General features: G+C 35.6%; 16 protein-coding genes. 9 read left to right on the forward strand and 7 right to left on the reverse strand.

The features are described from left to right. Positions 1-105: 105 nt before the first annotated feature. Positions 106-2,262: a PAS domain S-box protein gene (locus ACE198_RS05560; RefSeq protein ID WP_375374929.1), complete on the reverse strand. Its 2,157-nt coding sequence runs from the start codon at positions 2,260-2,262 to the stop codon at positions 106-108. Positions 2,263-2,553: 291 nt separating this feature from the next. On the opposite strand from ACE198_RS05560, the gene yhfH reads away from it, so the two are divergent. Both yhfH and ACE198_RS05570 read left to right on the forward strand, forming a co-directional pair. Continuing rightward, a complete protein-coding gene (gene yhfH / locus ACE198_RS05565) occupies positions 2,554-2,688 on the forward strand; it encodes a protein YhfH (RefSeq protein WP_081825336.1) in 135 nt (44 codons plus the stop codon). A gap of 140 nt (positions 2,689-2,828) precedes the next feature. Beyond that, entirely contained in the window at positions 2,829-3,002 is a 174-nt protein-coding gene (locus ACE198_RS05570; RefSeq protein ID WP_375374930.1) for a hypothetical protein, read from the forward strand. Between the two features lie 56 nt (positions 3,003-3,058). Here ACE198_RS05570 and ACE198_RS05575 read toward each other — a convergent pair whose 3' ends face one another. Beyond that, positions 3,059-3,277 (reverse strand): cold-inducible protein YdjO-related protein, encoded by a 219-nt coding sequence (locus ACE198_RS05575; protein WP_251462270.1) that lies wholly within the window; start codon positions 3,275-3,277, stop codon positions 3,059-3,061. Positions 3,278-3,323: 46 nt separating this feature from the next. Here ACE198_RS05575 and ACE198_RS05580 point away from each other — a divergent pair, with 46 nt between their 5' ends. Beyond that, on the forward strand, positions 3,324-3,461 hold the full coding sequence (locus ACE198_RS05580) for a hypothetical protein (RefSeq protein WP_251462267.1): 138 nt from the start codon (positions 3,324-3,326) through the stop codon (positions 3,459-3,461). A 48-nt stretch (positions 3,462-3,509) separates the two neighbouring features. On the opposite strand, the gene ACE198_RS05585 is transcribed toward ACE198_RS05580, so the two are convergent. Then, a complete protein-coding gene (locus tag ACE198_RS05585) occupies positions 3,510-5,444 on the reverse strand; it encodes an endonuclease MutS2 (protein ID WP_375374931.1) in 1,935 nt (644 codons plus the stop codon). Between the two features lie 607 nt (positions 5,445-6,051). On the opposite strand from ACE198_RS05585, the gene ACE198_RS05590 reads away from it, so the two are divergent. Further along, a complete protein-coding gene (locus ACE198_RS05590) occupies positions 6,052-6,654 on the forward strand; it encodes an SCO family protein (protein ID WP_375374932.1) in 603 nt (200 codons plus the stop codon). Between the two features lie 74 nt (positions 6,655-6,728). On the opposite strand, the gene ACE198_RS05595 is transcribed toward ACE198_RS05590, so the two are convergent. Continuing rightward, a complete protein-coding gene (locus ACE198_RS05595) occupies positions 6,729-6,863 on the reverse strand; it encodes a hypothetical protein (RefSeq protein WP_257148543.1) in 135 nt (44 codons plus the stop codon). Between the two features lie 189 nt (positions 6,864-7,052). On the opposite strand from ACE198_RS05595, the gene ACE198_RS05600 reads away from it, so the two are divergent. After that, entirely contained in the window at positions 7,053-8,672 is a 1,620-nt protein-coding gene (locus ACE198_RS05600) for an ABC-F family ATP-binding cassette domain-containing protein (RefSeq protein WP_375374933.1), read from the forward strand. A gap of 39 nt (positions 8,673-8,711) precedes the next feature. Here the strand turns inward: ACE198_RS05600 and ACE198_RS05605 are convergent, their stop codons facing one another. Then, positions 8,712-8,843, reverse strand: coding sequence for a YuzL family protein (locus ACE198_RS05605; protein WP_098574991.1), 132 nt, complete (start codon positions 8,841-8,843; stop codon positions 8,712-8,714). A 102-nt stretch (positions 8,844-8,945) separates the two neighbouring features. Between ACE198_RS05605 and ACE198_RS05610 the strand changes: the two genes are divergently transcribed. Further along, positions 8,946-9,188: a YkuS family protein gene (locus ACE198_RS05610; protein ID WP_098575037.1), complete on the forward strand. Its 243-nt coding sequence runs from the start codon at positions 8,946-8,948 to the stop codon at positions 9,186-9,188. A gap of 152 nt (positions 9,189-9,340) precedes the next feature. On the opposite strand, the gene ACE198_RS05615 is transcribed toward ACE198_RS05610, so the two are convergent. Further along, entirely contained in the window at positions 9,341-10,510 is a 1,170-nt protein-coding gene (locus ACE198_RS05615) for a D-alanyl-D-alanine carboxypeptidase family protein (protein WP_375374934.1), read from the reverse strand. A gap of 144 nt (positions 10,511-10,654) precedes the next feature. Next, on the reverse strand, positions 10,655-13,183 hold the full coding sequence (gene mprF, locus ACE198_RS05620) for a bifunctional lysylphosphatidylglycerol flippase/synthetase MprF (protein WP_375374935.1): 2,529 nt from the start codon (positions 13,181-13,183) through the stop codon (positions 10,655-10,657). Between the two features lie 282 nt (positions 13,184-13,465). Here mprF and ACE198_RS05625 point away from each other — a divergent pair, with 282 nt between their 5' ends. From ACE198_RS05625 to pflA, 3 genes are all read left to right on the forward strand, one after another. Then, positions 13,466-13,915, forward strand: a complete 450-nt coding sequence (locus ACE198_RS05625) for a cupredoxin domain-containing protein (protein ID WP_098574994.1) — start codon at positions 13,466-13,468, stop codon at positions 13,913-13,915. 335 nt (positions 13,916-14,250) lie between these two features. Then, positions 14,251-16,476, forward strand: coding sequence for a formate C-acetyltransferase (gene pflB / locus ACE198_RS05630; protein WP_098574995.1), 2,226 nt, complete (start codon positions 14,251-14,253; stop codon positions 16,474-16,476). Positions 16,477-16,539: 63 nt separating this feature from the next. Next, the gene (pflA, locus tag ACE198_RS05635; RefSeq protein WP_375374936.1) at positions 16,540-17,292 is read left to right on the forward strand and encodes a pyruvate formate-lyase-activating protein; all 753 of its coding nucleotides are present in this window, start codon (positions 16,540-16,542) and stop codon (positions 17,290-17,292) included. Positions 17,293-17,465 lie beyond the last annotated feature (173 nt).

Consider the following 17,465-nt stretch of genomic DNA (forward strand, 5'->3'; position numbering starts at 1 on the left):
ATAATAATCTATATATTTTAATTGTAGATTCTTTTTTCTCAATATATGTGTCTATTTTTTGAAAAATTGAGTAATAAAAAAACGAGAGAATCGTTCTCCCGTTTTTTAAGCAGTTTTGGCAGGCAATAAGATATTAAAGGTGGTCCCTTTATTAGGTTCGCTTTCTACAAAGACCTTCCCATTATGACTTTCAATGATTTTGAAGCTCACCATTAATCCTAAACCGTTCCCGTTCTTCTTCGTTGTATAAAACGGCTCGCCAAGTTTCTTTAATTTCTCCTTAGAAATGCCCACACCTGTATCTTGAATAGAAATTTGAACATTATTATCGTGGATGATTGTTTTTACATGTAGTTCCCCGCCGTTTGGCATAGCTTCAATTCCATTTTTGATGAAATTTAAAAATACCTGTTTTAAACGATTCTCATCACATTCAATTTGAATAATTTCCTGATTGCAATCAAATGTTAAACCGACATTTTTCTTTCTTGCTTCAAATTCAAGCAATGAGACAACATTCTTAATTACAGGAACTACATTCTTTTCTTCTAATTCCACGGCTTTTGGCTTTGCTAATACCATAAAGTCCTCAACAATAGTATTAACTCGTTCAATTTCATCGAGAATAATGCTTAAAAACTCAATTCGCTCGGGGTCCTTTTCATCCAGCTGTAAAAATTCCGCGTATCCCTTCATTGAAGTGAGTGGATTACGAATTTCGTGGGCAACACCCGCAGCTAATTGACCAACCGCAGCCAATTTATCCTGCCGATGGAGGATTTCCTCAGATTTCTTCCGTTCGGTTATGTCATTTCGGATGGCAAGATATTGATATGGCTTTCCTTGATCATTTAAAAAGGGAACAATCGTTGTGTCCACCCAATAATAAGTACCATCCTTGGCTTTATTTCTTATTTCACCCTTCCATACTCCTCCAGAACCAATGGTCTTCCAAAGATCTTTGAAAAATTCTTTTGAATGGAAACCTGAATTTAAAATATTATGATCTCTGCCAATTATTTCTTCCCGCTTGTATTTCGAAATCTCACAGAATTTTTCATTAACACTGGTGATAACTCCTTTTGCATCCGTAAATGCAACAATCGAGGATTGGTCAAGTGCAAATTTTATATCAACATTCTCTTTAACGGTTTCTTTCAGATGGCCTTCAGCCTTTTTTCTGTCCGAAATATCCGAGCGAATTGCAACATATTGGACAGGTTTCCCTTTTTTATTCAAAAAAGGCACAATCGTGGTATCCACCCAATAAAAAGACCCATCCTTGGCTTTATTACGGATTTCTCCACGCCAAATCTTTCCTGACCGAATCGTGGACCATAAATCTTTAAAAAATTCTTTAGAATGGTAACCAGAATTTAAGATCCGGTGATTCTGACCCAGAATTTCTTCTTTTGTATACTTGGAAATCTCTTCAAACTTATCATTTACAAAGATAATCGTTCCATGAGGGTCTGTTATAGCAACAATGGTCGAGGCATCGAGAGCAGCTTTAATGTCCTTTAGGTCTGCATCGGATGTTACAAGTTGTTTACTAATTAATGTACTTGATGCAATTAGCCCTCCAATAATGAGAATAGTTAAGAATAATACCAAATAAATAAAAAAGGGACTATCTGCACTTGACCCATTCAGACTATCACTTATTGACGTGTTCAAAGCTCTAGTCAATAGAAAATGACCTTCAATAATAGCTAACGACATAATAATCGCACTAATTGGTTTTAACCAAACCTGGTTATTTCGAGTAAAACTTTTCGAAGAAGAAATAATCCATAATGAGAATAAAAAAGAAGCAAAGATTAAAAGCCCTGAAAAAAGAAGCAATATTACGTGATATTTTATAACAACATTCATGGCATATAAACCGATTAGATGGGTTGCAACTACGGCCATCGTTAGAAATAAACTTCCTAAGATCAAATGATAAAACATCATTCGTTTTCCTAATAATGATAGGAAGGCCATGCCTGTGAATGCTAACCCGATGATTATTGACAAAATGGTTAGTGGAATATGATAACTGGCAAACCTGTTTGTATCTTCGGAAATAAGTCCAATAAAATTCATGATCCAAATCCCGATACCTATTGAAAATGTGCCACCTAGGAACAGATGTGGCTGATTTTTTTCTGTAGACTTTATTAAAGTAAAAATATCTAATGCTGTAAAAGATGCCATGATGGTTAAACCAATGGCAATTATGATGAAATACGGTTGAAAAGTCCCTACCACTGCATTCATTTACGAGCATCCCCCCAAATCTATAGCTTTTCTACTATGATTGTAATGGAATGAGAATTGTTATGGAAGTACAAAATTCACATGAACCTTCAATTTCCTATTATTTTAACCTACACATCTCCAATCCATGAATGAGTAAATGGATGAATGAACATTTATATGATAAAAGATTTTTTAAAAAAAAGGCTGATTTTTCAAAAAAAAGTCTACACATTTTAATAAATTTCGTCTATACTGTACTATAACAAGAACGAAATAAATAAACTGTATTAATAAAGGAGGAGTTTTATTATGTTAATCAGTCCAGTTGAGTTTTTCCGTACTTTACCAAAGAAGCAATGTTCAGAATGTGGTCAGCACATGGAGGAACAAGCAGAAAGCTATTTCATGGAATGCGAAAAATGTTTAGCAAAAAAAGAAGAATAGCTTGAAAAGCTCTCCACTTTGGAGAGTTTTTTTGTTATTTCAAATGTCATGTAATGATTAATTTTTACCTTTTAGGTGAGATTTAGGAAGGCATAATCCCTTTTCTTCATGCAAAACCTTTACATAAGGAGATGATATGCATGGCTATAAAGACTGATTCCCAGAGTTATCGAAATAGAAACGTAATAAAAGAGACTGTTATCAATAATACGAAAACAGTTTCGGGGGATTCTGTAGATGAACTTAGAAACCTGGAAGAAGCAAACACCTTGATTAGCGGTGATGAAATTCAACAGCAAAATGATAATCTGTAGAAAGAGAAGAAAAGACTGTCAATCTTCCTTGACAGTCTTTAGTGAATAGTGATTTCTTAAATTTGCGGAAGTTCTCTCATTTCTTGAAGCATTTCATTGCCACACATTGGGCATAGTAAGTCATCTGCAACGAAGTCCTTTCTCATCCACCCTATGCAGGCTTCGGCTATGCATGAATAGATCTCAGTATTAACTAAGATCGTTTCAACTTCTTCTTCTTTTGCTCTTTTACCGTAAAAAATGGGAACCGCCTCCTTTTTTATTAGTATGCACAAAAAAGCGGCTTTTCATTTCCAGAATTCTTTAGGAGTTGTGAAAAAGATGACCAATCAAAGCAGATATACATCAGTAGGAACTGATATTGACGAAGTAAAGCGGTTAAACCTCCAATCTGGTTTGAGTTATAATGAAGTAAAGAGATTACTTGCGGAAAGATATCTTGATATTAAAAAGGAATAGAGGATGACTAACCCTCAAGCAATCGGGCTTGAGGGTTTGATTTTTTTCCTAATGATTTCCTTCTCTATGTTCGATTGATATATTTTCCTGATGTCCTTTTGAGAGCAGTTTATCTTTTTTCCGGTTTTCTTTGGATTGAAAAATAATATCAAAATCGTAATCATCAGGATATAGCTCTTTTGCTGCGATATATAAAGTGATTCTTTTGTGGTTGATTGCTTGCTTTTCCCCTTTTATTTGTACAACGTAATTTCCGAGAGGGTCCGGACCTGAATAGATAATCCCAAACTCATTGGCAGGTGAAATTTTTACATTGTCTCCCTGTAGGAAGAGCGGGATTTTCACCTCCATTTTCGTTCTTTTCTTTACGTCCTTATATTTATTAATAATTACCTGTTTTTCCAATTCCTTTAGCTTCCATGCATCTGTAATATCAGTTGTAAATTGCTTTTCTTCTTTATAAGTGATAGTATGAGCCCTCTCAAGAATTCTCGGATGCATTCCCAGTTTTAATGCGATTGCAAAGGCCTGACTCTCTCCTCCTTTCCCGATGTGTAAGCGGTATGTCGGACTTAAAGTGGGTAGATCAAACTCCATTGATCCATTAATAAATCCAGGATGTGTTTCAGCAAGAACTTTGATTTCACTATAATGGGTTGTTGCCAGAATAGTCGCCCCCTTTTCATACAGGGTTTCTAAAATCGCTGTAGCGAGCCCCATTCCTTCACCAGGATCAGTGCCCGAACCTAATTCATCTAATAAAACCAAGGTGCGATGGTGGGTTTCTTTTAAAATTTCAATAATATTAACCATTCGTGAGCTAAACGTACTTAAATTTTCAGTAATACTTTGCCCATCCCCAATATCGACTAGAATACTCTCAAATATATTCAGACTACTTTCTGGTGCTGCGGGAATAAAAAGACCGCATTGGACCATTAAAGTTAAGAGACCCACCGTTTTTATCGTTACAGTTTTCCCTCCTGTATTTGGTCCGGTAATGACTAATGCATGTTGTTCATTACTTAAAGTAAAGGAAAGCGGAACAGCTTTTTCCCCTAAAAGCGGGTGTTTTGCAGAAATTAATTTCAACTCACCAGATTCGTTTATACTTACCTTTGATCCATTAATTGAACGGCCATACTTTGCTTTTCCAAATAAAACATCGTAATGAACCATCGTTTCAATCGCCATAAGAATTTGCTGCTCTTTTTCTTCAACCAATCCCGTTAAATAATTTAAAACCCTTTGAACTTCGACCTCTTCATCTCCGAATAACCAATTTAATTGATCTTGTAACATCGTAACCTCTTCAGGTTCCATAAAAAGAGTTGAACCAGAAGCAGAAGTATCTAAGACAACTCCCTTTATTTTGTTCCGATATTCTTTTTTAATAGGGATCACATAGCGGCCATTTCGCTGACTGACAACATTCTCCTGTAAATAATTTTTATATTTATTGGAACGAATCAACTGAAGTGTTTTTTCTTTTAGCCTTTCCTCTTGAATCGCTATTTGTTTCCTCAATTTTAATAACTCTTTACTAGCATAATCATCAACGCGGCCATTCCGAATACAGCGAATAATCTCACTCGCAAGCTCCGGCAATTCATCAATTCCATTCACGTAGGATGATACTCTTGGGGCATAATATTCTTTATCCTTCATAAACTTGCGCATCTTTCTACAACAATCCAAAAAATCATAAAGCCTTGCCAACTGGTCAACCCTTAGTGCAACTCCTTTATTCATACTTTTTAACAAGGCATCCATCCCATCCAAACCATGAACAGGAACACTAGCACTCTTTTTTAAAATCTCTACAGCCTCAGACACTTCATCCAGCCATGCTTCAATTTGCCTCAAATTTGTCGATGGTGTCAGGCACTCAATTTTTTCCTTCCCTTCTTGCGTTAAGGCAAAACTTGCAATAGTCTTTTTGATTTGCTGAAATTCCAATGTAGTAAAAGTATGTTGATTCACTTTTTTAACCTCCTAAATAATTGACTATGTTAATCATTGTTGATATTGGCACTATGTTGATTGAAGCGGAAATCAACAGCCTAGTTAAACTGAAATAAAAATAGCCGCAATGAACAATGTCATTGCGGCCACATGAAAAAAACTCATTCACTCATATTACATACAAAATATTTACCCAAAATAAAAACTGTCTACACGGAGGTACACAGCTACATTGGTGAAGATGTATGCTAATGATGCCCATTGTTCTTAACTCCATTCCTAAACATACGTAAATAAGCCTCCATTCAAGAAAAAATTGAACGAGGAGCTAGGAATGAACATATCCAATTGATTGGATTAGTTAAGAACGACACCTAACATAAAACATACTCCTTTAAACACTAAGTTTTTAGAAAAATTAATTTCTTATAAAGAATATAATAACTGGCAACACTTGTCAATTTAGTATTTGCTTCATTTTATAGAATATGCAAATAAAGATCCATTGCTCCTTAGAGAAGGATGAATTGATATAGTTTTCATTTTCAAGTCCTTGGGTTTGTTCACAAATTATCCATATCTTTTTTCTGCTAACTTCTTTATCTTAAAAGTAGGAGGGATATTTATGAAAAAGATTTATTTAATTTGCAGTCTTGCTGTGCTTATCGGAATTGCAGCAGGAATTTCTTTCTTTCTCGTACGTGATGCAAATGCTAAAATACCTGCAGAGATTACCTTGATAGACCAAAATGGGGATTCTTATAATTTTGGTAAGGATAAAACCAAACTAAAACTTGTAGAGTTTATCTATACCCATTGCCCTGACATTTGTCCAACTACAACACAAAAGATGATTGACTTGAAAAAAGATTTTCAGAAGGTTGGCGTTTTTGGTAAGGATATTGAGTTTTTGACAATTACTATCGATCCCTATCGTGATACACCACAGATATTAGCCGATTATATGCAAGGATTTGAGATTGAAAATAATGAGGATTGGTTATTCTTAACCGGAGATAAACAGAACATTAAAAAAGACCGCGCAGAGATCAAAAAAGTGACCGATGCCATGCAGTTTCAGTTTAAAGATCCTGGAAACGGCCAATTCGTGCACTCCACCTTTACCTTTTTAATTGATGAGAACAATAAATTTATTAACAAGTTTCCAATGGGAGAAGACTTTAACAAACAAGAAGTCTACGATCAAGTCATGGATGAATTAGAGTAACAAAAAAGCGATTAGTCCGTTTGGAATAATCGCTTTTTAATTTCTAGATTTTGTCCCTAGCTTATGTTTGTTATTTAATTCACAGAAGAAGGGTAATTTTTTATTTTCTGCAGTGACAAGAGGTAATTGGATTTTGGTTTGGTTAAGCTCGCTTTAATACCAGCCTTTTTTAACTTGTTAACAAGTTCAGTTAGTTGATTTTTTGTCATCCATCTCACACCTTCTTTTACTTGCTTCTATACCCAATTCTACAACAAAAATATGAATAAAGTATGAAATCGGATAAATTTTTTTAGAAAATTTTTCTTATAAACTTTTTATTGACGAAAAGAATTCGCTCTTCTTCTGTTTTAATGGTATAATCAGTAGATATTTTGTTTTGGAGGAATGTTTTAAATATGATTACTGTAAGTAACGTAGGTTTACGATATGGAGACCGAAAATTATTTGAAGATGTAAATATTAAATTTACACCTGGGAACTGCTACGGACTAATCGGTGCCAATGGTGCAGGAAAATCAACCTTTTTAAAAATTCTATCTGGTGAAATTGAAGCACAATCAGGAACTGTTCAGCTCGGACCTAATGAACGGATGGCTGTGTTAAAACAAAACCATTTCGAATATGAAGAGTATGAGGTCTTAAAGACGGTTATCATGGGTCATACGCGCCTGTATGAAGTCATGCAAGAAAAAGACGCAATCTATATGAAGGAAAACTTTACAGATGAAGACGGTATGAAGGCCGCTGAACTTGAAGGCGAATTCGCCGAATTAAACGGCTGGGAAGCTGAACCTGAAGCAGCCATCCTTTTAAAAGGTCTTGGTATTGGTGAAGATCTTCATTATAAAACAATGGCGGAATTGACAGGTTCAGAAAAAGTGAAAGTATTACTTGCACAGGCTTTATTCGGCAGACCTGACGTTTTACTACTGGACGAACCAACAAACCACTTAGACATTAAAGCAATCCAATGGCTTGAGGAATTCTTAATTAACTTTGAAAATACTGTAATTGTTGTTTCCCATGATCGTCATTTTTTAAATAAGGTATGTACACATATCGCTGATCTTGACTTTGGTAAAATTCAAATCTACGTGGGTAACTACGATTTTTGGTATGAATCAAGCCAATTAGCATCCAAGTTAACTTCCGACGCTAACAAGAAGAAAGAAGAAAAGATTAAAGAATTGCAAGCTTTCATCGCACGATTTAGTGCAAATGCATCTAAATCTAAACAAGCAACTTCAAGGAAAAAGTTACTGGACAAAATCACTCTGGATGATATCAGGCCATCCTCGCGCCGGTACCCGTTTGTTGGCTTTACACCAGACCGCGAAATCGGAAATGATTTATTACATGTCGAAGGATTAACAAAAACCATTGATGGGGTTAAGGTCCTTGATAATATCAGTTTCTTTGTAAATAAGGGGGGTAAAATTGCTCTTGTTGGTACAAATGAACTTGCAAAAACAACCCTTTTTAAAATTCTAATGGGTGAAATGGAAGCAGACAGTGGTACCTTTAAATGGGGAATTACCACTTCACAAGCTTATTTCCCTAAGGATAACTCTGATTACTTTGAAAACAGCGACTTAAATCTCGTGGATTGGCTACGTCAATTCTCACCTAAAGATGACAGTGAAAGCTTTTTACGTGGATTTTTAGGTAGAATGCTTTTCTCTGGTGAAGAGGTGCTTAAAAAGGCAAGTGTCCTTTCCGGAGGAGAAAAGGTTCGCTGCATGCTTTCTAAAATGATGTTAAACGGCGCAAATGTTCTCTTATTAGATGAACCAACCAACCATTTAGACTTAGAATCAATCACAGCATTGAATAACGGATTAATTAATTTTAAGGGTTCATTGCTCTTCGCTTCTCATGACCATCAGTTTATTCAAACAATTGCTAATCGAATTTTTGAATTAACTCCAAATGGCTTAATGGATAAACAAATGAGCTATGATGAATATTTAGAAAATGATGAAATTCAAAAACAAGTAGCTGAAATGTATAAATAGGGATAAAAGGGTCACCTCGATTGAGGTGACCCTTTTTCATTAGCTTCTCTTTTGTTTTCTTCTTGATGAAGGTTCTGTTCTAGAACCTGTCTCAGTTGTTGTTGTTCCTTGTCCCTCCACTTGAGAGGAAGCCAAGCCTATCGTTGATGGATCCTTTTTACGTTTTCCCATATTTGTACACCTCCCCTATTAGTTTTTGGAGGATTAATGCTAGTTATTCCGAATAATTCAGATAAACTGAGGCAAGATAAACTAGAAGAGGAGGTGTTTTGTATGGCAAAAATTGGTGTAGAACAATCTCTTACACAAGTTCAACAAGTTCTGCGTGAAAAGGGACATGATGTAGTTGAATTAAAGCAGGAGTCGGACGCCCAGAATTGCGATTGTTGTGTTGTTACAGGACTAGATTCCAATGTAATGGGTATGCAGGATACCAGTACAAAGGGTTCTGTTATCGACGCAAACGGACTATCCGCTGACGAAGTATGTCAACAAGTTGAAAGCAGACTACAATAATTTATCCAAATCTCAAAGACTAAAGGATATACTTTAGTCTTTTTTGTTTTCACCTTTTATGTATAATTCTATTTGCTATAATGCTATTCGCAACAATATTACACAAAAATAAGCCATGATAAGGCCTCACTTATCATAGCTTTTTCATTTTTCTAAAATTTCCTAGTAAGTTTATTTTTAAAACCAATTATAATCCCTATTAATGCAATAATTATTACACCATATATGAGATTAATATTGGATAACTGCTTTTCTTTTTGTTTCTTTTTAGAGGATGTTTCATTTTTCACTTCAACCTTAACAGGAACTGGTTCTTTGAATTTAAGTGGAACGAACTGAACTACTTGTCCATTAATATTACTTTTAATAGCAAGTACTCCCTGATTATTTAATACCCTTGTACTTCCTTTGGTGGATTCTGTAATTAAGGTATTTTTTTCCGGGAAGTATTCTTTATTGTCTAATTTATAAATATCACTTTGCAATAGTGTTGCATGTTGAAAGTTTTTAAAACCATAATTAAACAAGCTGGCCGTATCATCATATTTATCTCTTGGCAGTTCAGAGTTTAGAACCACAGCAGTCAGCCTTATTTTCGGATTAGCTGCAGTGGTAGCCAGTGTTTGTTTTGCTTTAACTGTATATCCTGTTTTCCCTCCAGTTACTCCTGAGTAGGCAAACTCCCCTTTCAGCATTTTATGGTGGGTCAGGATATTCGTTTTCCAAGATTTCCCGTTCCACTTTAGTACTTTCGTACCAAAGATTTCTGCAAAGACAGGATTCTTGATTGCATAATTAGTTATAATCCCCATATCCCTTGCCGTGGTATAATGGTTCTTATCAAACAAACCATTGGGATTGATAAAATGGGTGTGGTTAACACCTATAGTTGTTTTTAAATAGGTATTCAAATGCACAGCAAACTGTTCGACATTTCCATCTATGTGTTCTGCAATGGCTACAGCTGCATCATTACCTGAATTAACTAACATTCCCTGGATTAATTGCTTTAAAGTGATCTTTTCCCCTTCTTCTAAATAAACCCTTGTTCCATCTTGCCTCACTGCATTGCCACTAACCGTAACCATGCTATTCAAATTGCCCTTTTCAATCGCATAAATTGCTGTGGCTATTTTCGTTAGACTTGCAGGGTACATCTTTTTATCTGCATTTTTTGCATACAGAACGGCACCCGTATCAGAATCTAAAAGTATAGCCCCTTTACTTTTTAGGTTAGGTTGTCCATTATTAGCAGCTATCGGGCTTAAATGGTTCGAACAAACAAGTAGGATTACAAAGATAACGGATACAAATTTTTTCATTAAATAACACCCAACTTTTACATTATTTCCTATTAAATCTTAACAGATTGTATTGCAAAATAATAGATTAAATTAGGATATCTATTGGGAAGTCAATTACAGAAATAGAAAAATCGGCTGGTATCACACCAACCGAAAATTGGACTAGTTTCTTTTTTTTGATATAAGCATAGTAATTTGCGCCATGATCATCGGTAATGATGATTTTCTCCGGTATGCCAAGTATTTGGGTTCCCAAATGTTTGTATATTTTTCTTTAAATTTACGCAGACCTTGGAAGTGGTAAAAAAAATGGCCATGCAGGAAAATTTGCGCAGCAATTTTTTCGCTTAAAAATGAGAATCTTGAGAGTCCTACATTTGCCAATGGTGCCATGCCCATATTGAAACGAGCATACCCTTGTTCTTTTGCCCAATCAAATAAACACAAAAAAAGAAAATCAATTGCACCTGATGCGGCTTCTGGTTTAAACCTCATTAAATCAACAGAAATCGTTTGATAATCATCATATACATGCATAATGCTCATAAAACCAAGAATCTGCTTTTGTTCATTTCTTACAATCGCAATTGGTGCCTTATTTAAATAATCCTCAGAAAAGAAACCTAGTGAAAAACCTTTTTCCTCTCTTCCTTGCAGCCATTCATTAGATATCTCTCTTAATTCTTCTAAAAGGTCTATTGAATGTGGAGGGGTTATAATCTCGTATGAATAATCAGCACGAACAAATTTATTTCGTAATGCACGCAACCCTTTCATTTTGGATCCTGATAAAGAAAAGTATTTCAAATCTACAAATGCCTCTTCACCTAACTTAAAAAAAGCAAAACCATGCCCATGCAGATAAGGAAGCATATCATCACTAACTTGATAAAAAACAGGCGTATAGCCATGTAAATCAGCAATTTCCTGAAACTCCTCTATTGCATTTGATATTTCGTCTTTTTCCCCTATGGGATCTCCAAGAATGACCAGCTTATCTGCAAATCGCTGAAAGGAAATTAATACATTCTTTTGACTGTTCCAAAATATAAATTTATCATGTAAAAAGATTAAATGCGATAACACCTTACCTTGATACTTCGATAAATGGTCAACAATATCTTTTTCACGGTTTACAGATCGCTCTAAAATCCAACTTTTCGGCAAACTGATTAAATATCCAAACATAAGAATGAATAGTGCGATAACAAGCCCAATTGCCGCACTCATAAATAAATCGTGATAATCAACTATTACATAGGGTAAAAGTTTGGGTGGTATTTCTATTTTAGAAATCGGTAAATTCAGATAACCAATTACGAGATACATTGATGTAATTACAAGAATAATCATTATATCAAAAATCGTTTTTCCCCAAGTTAACACATAACTCTCTCGATAAAATTGACCTTTTGACATCCGGAGCAACAAAGCGACAATAATTAAAAAGATCGCTTCTTCATAATCAATTCCTTTAAAGATAGAGAACAATGCGGCCAGTATTAAAGCGAACATCGTTAGTTCGTACGCTCGCTTAACACTATACTCAATTCCCCGAGATAAACCTAATAGTAAAAATCCAGCGGCAACAGATAATTGGTGCGAAACATTAATAATTGGAAAGGATAAAAGTTCTTGTGCAACCTTTAACCGGGACATAATTCCAGGCACACTAGCTGATAAGAGCAGGATTAGACCAGAAAGGAAAACCAGCATGGTTAAAATGACATGACTTAATCTTTGTACCACGGCTTTAGGAAGATCATTCCAAGTTTGATTCCATTTTTTCCAATAAAGCTTAATAAAGAAAACTAGGCTAATAAAAAATGGGAGAAAGTAATAGCCAACCCGATAAAATAATAATAATACAAGTACCTTTTCTTCAGAGAAATGTAAATCTTGCATCCCCCAAATAAATACCAAATCAAAAGAACCTAAGCCGCCGGGGATCATACTAATAATACCGGCACATGCAGCTACAATATAAACAGGAAAAAGATTTGCTGCAGAGATAGAAATTCCTAGAGTCCGGCATAAAATCCAAATGGCTAAAAATACTGCAAACCATTCGATAATGGATATCATAATTAGCTTCAAGGTACTATTGGCACTAACTAGAGATGGACTTCCTTTTCTTGATTTTAAGATATGTATAAATAAAAATAGTGGTAAATATAAACCAACTCCCACCACTGCAAAATAGAGCCATTTTGTGTCAACAAACAACGGAAAGTTACGAAAATTGTTTGTGACAATCCATGAGAGCACCGAAATACCAGTTAAATAAAATAATGATACGGATGCAATAACCCCTAAAAGTTTGCGCTTGTCCGGTTCGTGCTTATGAAAGAAATATGTCCGTAACATTGCCCCGATTATTCCACCAAAGCCAATTAAATTTGAAAACGAATTAGCAATAAATGATTGCTCTAATAAATCTCTGATTGGAACTTTTAATTTTAATATTCGTACTAGAACCACATCGTAAAGCAACATGGGTAAGACAGCTATAAAGGTGATAAATAATATAAATAGAAGGCGCCCCATATCAAGTTGACTTAGTTCTTCCTTAAGTAAGTCCATATTTATGTTTTGAGTAAATTTTTTGATTTCGACAATTGCAAAGATTAACAGTAACAATGGAAAAATAAATTTTAGCGCCTTTAATATTCTTTCTTTTCTAATCCCCAACAAGCTAACCACCTAATTATTTGCGAATTAATTAGCAACATCTAATTTACATAGAAACACATTTCCTGTTTTTACTATAAACTTTTCTAATAGAAAAACAAAGAAAAATTATCTCACTCTATAGGGTGTTACTTCTTATTCTAGACATTTTTATTTATGTTCAACCATGTTTGAAGGTATAAGTGGTAACCAAAACAACTCAAATCTCACAAAATAATAGACAAGTTTTCTCCCCCACTTAGCATAAGTATAAAGTAGGACAAATTTATGAGGGGGTACGAAATGAAATTTTTAGTCTTTAAAAAGGAAACACTTCTATTCTTTGTTGCAATAGGGGTTGTACTTTTCTCCCTGTCAGCCTGGTTCATGTTAAAAGCCGGGGATATAACTGTTTTTAATCAGCAATCGAAAGATATCCGTGAAATTCACATGGTTACTGCAGAATTCAGTACGAAAATGAAAAATGGAAAAGAAATGGAGGCTTATCGCTGGGATCCCGGGACAGTATTTTTAGAGAAAGGTGAAAAAGTAAGGTTATTTATTAGCGGAATCAACGGTGAAGAGCACCCCTTTTATATAGAAGGAACTAAAATAAAAGGGACCGTCAAAAAGGGCGAAGAAACAATTGTTCCCTTACAATTTGAAAAAGAAGGTACGTATCGGTTAATTTGTGAAGTCCATTCCGATCGCTCACATAATGGTCCAATGATTGCTTATATAGTAGTGGATTAAAAACAGGGGATTCTTCTCCTGTTTTTTTTCATGATAAAAGAACTGCTGTTTCAATCTTTTTTAATGTTAACACCTTGTTTTTATAAATTTCTTCATATATAACAGTTTTGAAATTCACGAAGATAATTATAGTACAGTTTGAAAATTGATTCTATAAAACTATATTAACAATCTGAAGACATTACTAATTATCCCCTTTAAATAAGACTTCACAAAACGTTAACAATTGTTACTAATATACGTGCCTTTTTTCACAAAAAACCTGTTATACTCAATTTATAGAAGAAACAACCAAACTGTTATATTGTTTTATAAAAAATATGAGGTGATTACTAATGGAACAATGGACTGGATTTACAAAAGGTGCTTGGTCAAAAGAAGTTAACGTTCGCGATTTTATCCTTAATAATTTTTCTCCTTTCGAAGGAGATGATTCATTTTTAGCAGGTCCTACAGAAGCTACCACTAAACTTTGGGCACAGGTAATGGAATTAACCAAACAAGAGCGCGAAAAGGGCGGCGTATTGGATATGGACACTGAAACCGTATCTACAATAACTTCCCATGGACCTGGTTACCTTAACGAAGACCTTGAAAAAATTGTTGGTGTACAAACCGATAAACCGTTTAATCGTTCCATGCAGCCATTTGGTGGGATCCGTATGGCGAAAGCAGCTTGTGAAGCTTATGGGTACCAATTAAACCCTGAAATTGAAAAAATCTTTACTGAGTTCCGTAAAACTCACAATCAAGGTGTTTTCGATGCCTACACAGATGAAATGATGCTTGCTCGTAAAGCTGCAATTATTACCGGTCTTCCTGATGCTTATGGCCGCGGCCGCATTATTGGGGATTATCGCCGCGTTGCTCTCTACGGTGTTGATTTCTTAATCCAAGAAAAGCAAAAGGACCAAAAGAACACTAGCAAAGTAATGACTGAAGATAATATGCGCCTTCGTGAAGAACTTGCTGAACAAATTCGTGCTTTAAAAGAACTAAAGGAAATGGCAAGCAGCTATGGATTTGATATTAGTCAACCAGCTAAAAATACGGCTGAAGCATTCCAATTTGTGTACTTTGGATACTTAGCAGCGATTAAGGAACAAAACGGTGCCGCGATGAGCCTTGGCCGCGTGTCAACATTCCTAGATATTTACGTAGAAAGAGATTTGAAAAACGGAACAGTAACCGAAGAAGAAGTACAAGAAATAGTCGACCACTTTATTATGAAGCTTCGTCTTGTAAAATTTGCCCGCACACCAGATTATAATGAATTATTCAGTGGAGACCCTACATGGGTAACAGAATCAATCGGCGGTATGGCAAATGATGGTCGTTCCCTAGTAACGAAAAACTCATTCCGCTTCCTGCATACATTAGACAACTTAGGTGCTGCACCAGAACCAAACTTAACAGTTTTATGGTCACCACAGTTACCCGAAAACTTTAAGAAATATTGTGCGAAAATGTCCATCAAAACTAGCTCGATTCAATATGAAAACGACGATATTATGCGCCCAGAATATGGGGATGACTATGGAATTGCTTGCTGTGTTTCAGCAATGGAAATTGGTAAGCAAATGCAGTTCTTTGGTGCCCGTGCTAACCTTGCAAAAGCACTCCTATACGCTATTAACGGCGGCGTAGATGAAAAATTAAAAATACAAGTGGGACCACAATATCAGCCAATTACATCCGAAGTATTAAACTATGAAGAAGTCATGCAAAAATTCGATCTTGTGATGGAATGGCTTGCTGGTCTTTATATCAACACCTTAAATGTCATTCACTATATGCATGATAAATACAGCTATGAAAGAATTGAAATGGCCTTACACGACACTAAGATTCTTCGTACGATGGCAACAGGTATCGCTGGTCTTTCCGTTGTCGCTGATTCACTAAGTGCGATTAAATACGGTGAAGTCAAGGTAATCCGTGATGAAAATGGTCTTGCGGTTGATTTCGAAACAACTGGGGACTTCCCTAAATACGGAAACAACGATGACCGAGTCGATGCGATTGCTGTGGAAGTGCTTAAAACCTTTATGAAAAAGCTTCGTAAGCACCAAACTTACCGTGATTCTGTTCACACACTATCTATCTTAACGATTACATCTAACGTAGTCTACGGAAAGAAAACCGGTAATACACCTGATGGACGTCGTATGGGAGAACCATTTGCACCAGGTGCTAACCCGATGCACGGCCGTGACACAAAAGGAACACTAGCTTCACTATCTTCAGTTGCGAAGCTTCCATACAACTATGCGATGGATGGAATTTCAAATACCTTCTCAATCGTGCCTAAAGCATTAGGTAAAGAGGAAGAAAGCCAAACCCGTAACCTTGTCTCAATCCTAGATGGATATGCTATTAAATCAGGTCATCACTTAAACGTTAACGTCTTTAATCGCGAAACATTAATTGATGCAATGGAACACCCAGAGCTTTACCCACAATTAACAATCCGTGTTTCTGGATATGCAGTTAACTTCATTAAATTAACAAAAGAACAACAGTTAGACGTTATTAATCGAACATTCCACGAGTCTCTATAATCAAACAAACCAACAGGGGCCCTTTAATCGGGGGTCCCTGGTAAACCAAGGGGGATCATCATCATGAACGGAAATATTCATTCAATTGAAACATTAGGTACAGTCGACGGACCAGGTATCCGCTATGTTATTTTTACACAAGGCTGCCTATTGCGGTGCCAGTTTTGCCATAATGCTGATACGTGGGAAATTGGCAGCGGCAAAGAAATGACTGTTTCCGATATCATGGATGATCTTATGTCCTATCTGCCTTTTATTCAGTCTTCTGGTGGTGGAATTACAGTGAGCGGTGGTGAACCCTTGCTGCAAATCCCTTTCTTAACAGAATTATTTAAGGAATGTAAAAAGAAAGGGATTCATACGACCATTGACTCTTCCGGTGGCTGCTTCTCTCATTCAAAGCTTTTTGTTGACCAATTAGAGGAATTGCTCCAGTATACTGATTTAATCCTATTGGATCTGAAACATATTAACCGGAAAAAACATATTCAATTAACGGGAATGGCTAATGATCATATTCTTGAATTTGCAACATTCTTATCCAATCATCATGTTCCTATCTGGGTTCGCCACGTGCTCGTTCCAACGATAACAGATGATCCTGATGATTTAACAAAACTTGGTGAATTTATTGGGACACTTAATAACGTCCAAAAGATTGAAATTCTTCCCTACCACAAACTCGGTGTTTATAAGTGGGAAGCACTCGGACATGAATATCAACTCCATTCTATTGAGCCGCCCACAGAGGAAAATGTGGAGTTTGCCAATAAAAAAATAACTGCACACTGGAATGCACCAATCCAAAAACACTGATTCGGTTTGAATCAGTGTTTTTAGATACTGTGCATAATTTGGAAACTTTAATACTTATCCTATTGGCCAATAAGTAAATATCTTCATAATCTGGCATTTTGGCAAGTATTAAATTGATTCTTTACCTTATCTCCTATATACTCATATCATTGACATTTAAGTGAGGTGATAAT

Origin of the sequence: Neobacillus sp. KR4-4 (assembly GCF_042136325.1) — a bacterium.
GTDB lineage: Bacteria > Bacillota > Bacilli > Bacillales > Cytobacillaceae > Neobacillus.

Excerpts from the sequence above, each read along its gene's own strand:
- yhfH (WP_081825336.1), top strand. The coding sequence starts at position 2,554 with ATGTTAATCAGTCCAGTTGAGTTTTTCCGTACTTTACCAAAGAAGCAA.
- ACE198_RS05610 (WP_098575037.1), top strand. The coding sequence starts at position 8,946 with ATGGCAAAAATTGGTGTAGAACAATCTCTTACACAAGTTCAACAAGTT.
- pflA (WP_375374936.1), top strand. The coding sequence starts at position 16,540 with ATGAACGGAAATATTCATTCAATTGAAACATTAGGTACAGTCGACGGA.
- ACE198_RS05605 (WP_098574991.1), bottom strand. The coding sequence starts at position 8,843 with ATGGGAAAACGTAAAAAGGATCCATCAACGATAGGCTTGGCTTCCTCT.
- ACE198_RS05600 (WP_375374933.1), top strand. The coding sequence starts at position 7,053 with ATGATTACTGTAAGTAACGTAGGTTTACGATATGGAGACCGAAAATTA.
- ACE198_RS05615 (WP_375374934.1), bottom strand. The coding sequence starts at position 10,510 with ATGAAAAAATTTGTATCCGTTATCTTTGTAATCCTACTTGTTTGTTCG.
- ACE198_RS05560 (WP_375374929.1), bottom strand. The coding sequence starts at position 2,262 with ATGAATGCAGTGGTAGGGACTTTTCAACCGTATTTCATCATAATTGCC.
- ACE198_RS05625 (WP_098574994.1), top strand. The coding sequence starts at position 13,466 with ATGAAATTTTTAGTCTTTAAAAAGGAAACACTTCTATTCTTTGTTGCA.
- ACE198_RS05580 (WP_251462267.1), top strand. The coding sequence starts at position 3,324 with ATGACCAATCAAAGCAGATATACATCAGTAGGAACTGATATTGACGAA.
- ACE198_RS05590 (WP_375374932.1), top strand. The coding sequence starts at position 6,052 with ATGAAAAAGATTTATTTAATTTGCAGTCTTGCTGTGCTTATCGGAATT.
- pflB (WP_098574995.1), top strand. The coding sequence starts at position 14,251 with ATGGAACAATGGACTGGATTTACAAAAGGTGCTTGGTCAAAAGAAGTT.
- ACE198_RS05595 (WP_257148543.1), bottom strand. The coding sequence starts at position 6,863 with ATGACAAAAAATCAACTAACTGAACTTGTTAACAAGTTAAAAAAGGCT.
- ACE198_RS05570 (WP_375374930.1), top strand. The coding sequence starts at position 2,829 with ATGGCTATAAAGACTGATTCCCAGAGTTATCGAAATAGAAACGTAATA.